The following is a 4,128-nucleotide window of genomic DNA, read 5'->3' as shown; positions in this document are numbered from 1 at the left end:
TCTCGTGATCGTGTTGGTCCTTTACCTCGTCCAGCGGCTGCCTATCGACGGCAGAACGCGACAGATCGTCCAAATAATCGTGATCATTATCGGCATTATCTCACTGCTCAAGTATTTGGCAGTCTTCTAATAGGCTGTTTGGAAATGGGATTTGTGAGACTGCGCTTGCGCATGAAGTCTGCTTCAGAGCGTGGATGTGGAATGGGCGCGGATCGCGCCCATTGATGCCGGTTCCTGGTCAGCGTCGGCGGCCCCTCGATCATAGTCGACACAGGGCTTGACAGATCGCCAAGCCTTTCTGGGCCGCACTGCGACCTGGAGTGATCCTGAACCTGTCAAGGATCAATCCAACTGTTGGTGGTCCGCCCTGACATTTTGTCTCTGGGTACCGAGCCCTTCAATACCGAGCTCCACGATGTCCCCGACCTTGAGGTACCGCTGGGGCTTCATACCCATGCCGACGCCAGGCGGGGTGCCCGTGGAGATGATGTCTCCTGGTTGCAAGCTCATGAACTCGCTGAGATATGACACTAGGAACGCTACCCCGTAGACCATGGTGCGGGTGGAGCCGTCCTGCATGGTCTCTCCGTTGACCATCAGCCACATTCTCAGGTCCTGGGGATCCGCGACCTCGTCTTTGGTGATCAAAAAGGGACCGATAGGACCAAAGGTGTCGCAACTCTTGCCCTTGGTCCACTGACCCGAACGCTCGGTCTGGAAGGCACGTTCCGACACGTCGTTGATGACGCAGTAGCCAGCGACATGGTCGAGCGCATCACCTTCCGAAACATATTTCGCGGTYTTGCCGATAATGACGSCSAGCTCAACCTCCCAGTCGGTCTTCTGCGAGTTGCGCGGGATCAGGACGTCGTCGTCCGGGCCAACGATAGCCGAAGTCGCCTTCATGAAGATGATGGGCTCCGGCGGTACCGTCGCGCCAGTCTCGGCGGCATGGTCGGAATAGTTGAGGCCGATGCAGATGAACTTCCCGACTGACGTGACGCAAGCACCAATGCGCGGATTACCACTGACCAAAGGAAGCCCCTGAGGATCGATATTGGCCAGGCCAGCAAGCGCTGCAGGATCGAGTGCTATTCCGGCGAGATCCGTCACATGTTCGGAAAGGTCACGGATGTTGCCATCGGCATCCATCATGGCGGGACGCTCACGCCCCACGTCCCCATAGCGAAGAAGCTTCATGTCATCCTCAGTCGTTAGATCGTCCATCCGCCATCGATGGCGTAGGCTTGGCCGGTGGTATAGGTGGCGCCAGCGAGATAGACGGCAAGTTCAGCGATTTCTTCGGGCGTCCCAATCCGCCCCATTGGCTGACGGGCGATAAATGCGGCGCGAGCCTGTTCGTAGTCGCCCTGCGCTCGCATGCGATCGCCAAGCGAAGGACTTTCGACAGTTCCTGGGCAGATCGCATTGCAGCGAATGCCTTGCAACACGTAGTCGGCAGCGATGGYCTTTGTCAGCCCGACAACCGCTGCCTTTGTGACACCGTAGGCAAAACGGTTCGGCACGCCCTTAACGCTGCCGGCAACTGACGACATGTTGATGATCGCACCGTCCCGCCGCTCCAGCATGCCGGGTAGCACAGCACGAATGGTCCGGATCATCGAGCGCACATTGAGATTGATGGCGAAGTCGAGATCCTCGTCCTTCATATCGAGAATTGAGCCGGCATGGACAAAGCCCGCGCAGTTCAAAAGGACATCGACTTTGCCGATTTGTGCAAAAGCCGACCTGACGTTTTCGTCGTTCAGCACGTCCACCCGGCGCACCGCTATTCCTGGCTCGACCGCGAGTTCTACCAGCAGCCCTTCGTTGATGTCGGTCGCATAAACAGTCGCGCCCGCATTGGCAAACGCCAGCGCGCTCGCCCGACCTATCCCTTGCGCCGCGGCGGTCACTACCACCGTCTTGCCCTCAAGCTTTCCAGTCATTCACTTTGCCTCTCGATATTTGGGTATTGGCCACGCGCCGATAGCCCGTAGGGCTTCGTTGGCGCGCGTTTGCCAGATGTGCACAGATCGGACTATTGCGCAGGGTGTTACTCGGCGGCGGCCTTGAAGTCCTTTGAATAGGATTCGCCAAGGTTGGCAGCATTCTGGACCAGGGCCCTCATGTAGCCGAGGGCGAACGCCTTTCCTGCATGCCAAGGTGCCTCGCAGCTCATCTCGGGCGTATGGTCCGGAATGAGAACGCCATCATAATTTTCGTCGCGCAACACCCGCACAACTTCCGCCATGTCGATGTCGCCGTCGTCGACAAAGGTCTCGTGATACTTCGGCACTTTGCCGCTGACGTTTCGGAAATGGATATAGCCTATGCGTTTTCGCGCAGCGAAGCGGCGGACATGGCTATAGATTTCCGGTGTGCCGGGCATTTCCTGAAGAGAACCGAGGCACAATTCGAGGCCGTTCGATGGCGAGTCGACGATATCCATCAGCCGATCATACTTCTCGGGCCGATTAACTAGCCTTGCTGTGCCGCGCAGTTCCTCGGCCGGCGGATCGTCCGGGTGCGCAGCCAGCATCACGCCTGCTTCTTCGGCAACCGGAACCATTTCCTTCAGGAAATAGGTCAGACGCTCCCACAGCTCGGCGCTCGACACGCGAATGGGTGCGGCACCCGGCTTGCCGGTTCGGTATCGCATGTTCCACACCACCCCGTCGGGTATCGGAACCTGTGGATCGATCTCGGCAAGGTCGAGACCGACCGACATCGCGCCGCCTCTGGCATAGGCCCCCCGATCCCAGCCCCAGACCCCTGCGATCGAAAAATTGTAGCCGATGACCGGTACGCCGGCACGGCCGGCATCGGYGATCATGCGTTTCAACTGCTCGATCTGCTTTTGCCGGTTCGGGCCGTCCAGCAAAACATCCGACCAGAAGCGTGGGGAGAAGTTTTCCAGAGCCGCCAGCTCCAGGCCGTTGGCGCGGATGGTTTTCACGAGACTTGAAAGTTCTTCGAATGTCCAAGGCTCATCCGTGGAACAGTCACCCCAACCGTCGGTGTCGTTGCCACGGGAGAGCTGGGGGTTCTTGCCCTTGAAGTAGTTGGTCAGGTGAACGACCAGATGCGTTGCCCCGGCCTGTTGGGCGAAGCGAAAATTGTCGACAGTCAGGGAGTCGCGATAAAGGCCCAGTCCGATTTTCATTCGTCACCTATTTAACGCCGAGGCCGGCCTTCAGGCCGCCGTCGATCAAGAAATCGCCGCCCGTGCAAAACCGAGACCGGTCGGACGCGAGATAGGCGATCATCTCCGCCACCTCGTCGACTTCACCAATACGGCCGAGGGGGTGTGCAGCACCGAAACGACGGAATACGTCCTCGACGTCGGCATCGGGCCCATCGAAAGTGCGGGCAGCATATGCAAGCAGTGGCGTGCGAACCGAGCCTGGGCTCACCGAATTGACGCGGATCTGGCTCGCCGCGTGATCGATCGCGATTGCCCGCGTCAGCGCATGGATGGCACCTTTCGAAGCCACGTAGGCGGCGACGTTCTGCTGGCAAGCGTGCCCTTGCACCGAAGCGACATTGACGATCGAACCACCGCCGCGTTTCTCCATCAGCGGAATGCCGAAATGCGCGGTCAGATGGATCGAGCCGACGTTGACGGCAAGACAGCGCGCGAAGAGCGCGGCATCGGTGGTCACCACCGTGCCGTAGGGATGGATTGCAGCCGAGTTGACGATAATGTCCAGACCGCCGAATTCCCGCGCGAGCCTATCTACCGCCGCGCCAACCTGGTCGGCATTGGAAACGTCGGCTTTCGCTACGACAAGGCGCAAACCCTCGTCCGCCGCGAGTTTAGCCATCTCATCGTTCGCGGCCTCATCGATGCCGAGCGCGAGTACGGCCGCGCCAGCGCGGGCAAGCCGAAACGCCGCGCCACGCGCGATGCCAGAAGTACCGGTCACCAGCGCCACCTTGCCGCCGAATTCGCGGGAATAGTCGAAGCTCATCGGTCGCCTCCTGCTTTCAATCGTGCTTCTGCTTTGCTGGCGCGGAACCTTGCGGGGCCAGCAGCAATGAGGGCGCCGCCGCTTCGCCTTCGGCCGACGGCTCAAGAAACCGCCGCGCAAATTCCAGATGCCGGCTCATGAGATAGGCGTATGC

General features: G+C 59.6%; 5 protein-coding genes. 1 reads left to right on the top strand and 4 read right to left on the bottom strand.

Going from position 1 to position 4,128, the window contains the following annotated elements; all coding sequences use genetic code 11:
* A partial coding sequence (locus AC1DUU_RS25080; RefSeq protein WP_476786083.1) for a Thivi_2564 family membrane protein occupies positions 1-130 on the top strand: 130 nt, incomplete at its 5' end.
* Between the two features lie 212 nt (positions 131-342).
* Here the strand turns inward: AC1DUU_RS25080 and AC1DUU_RS25075 are convergent.
* The 4 genes from AC1DUU_RS25075 to AC1DUU_RS25060 all read right to left on the bottom strand — a co-directional run bounded on the left by AC1DUU_RS25075 (position 343) and on the right by AC1DUU_RS25060 (position 3,974).
* Complete coding sequence (locus tag AC1DUU_RS25075) at positions 343-1,200, bottom strand: fumarylacetoacetate hydrolase family protein (RefSeq protein ID WP_476786082.1); 858 nt, start codon at positions 1,198-1,200, stop codon at positions 343-345.
* A 14-nt stretch (positions 1,201-1,214) separates the two neighbouring features.
* Entirely contained in the window at positions 1,215-1,949 is a 735-nt protein-coding gene (locus AC1DUU_RS25070; protein ID WP_476786081.1) for an SDR family oxidoreductase, read from the bottom strand.
* 107 nt (positions 1,950-2,056) lie between these two features.
* Positions 2,057-3,166, bottom strand: a complete 1,110-nt coding sequence (locus AC1DUU_RS25065) for a mannonate dehydratase (RefSeq protein ID WP_476786080.1) — start codon at positions 3,164-3,166, stop codon at positions 2,057-2,059.
* Positions 3,167-3,173: 7 nt separating this feature from the next.
* Positions 3,174-3,974, bottom strand: a complete 801-nt coding sequence (locus tag AC1DUU_RS25060) for an SDR family NAD(P)-dependent oxidoreductase (RefSeq protein ID WP_476786079.1) — start codon at positions 3,972-3,974, stop codon at positions 3,174-3,176.
* Positions 3,975-4,128 lie beyond the last annotated feature (154 nt).

The sequence above is a fragment of the Aminobacter sp. P4_H6_2 genome (assembly GCF_056400805.1).
This window is presented reverse-complemented; position numbering and strand designations above follow the sequence as displayed.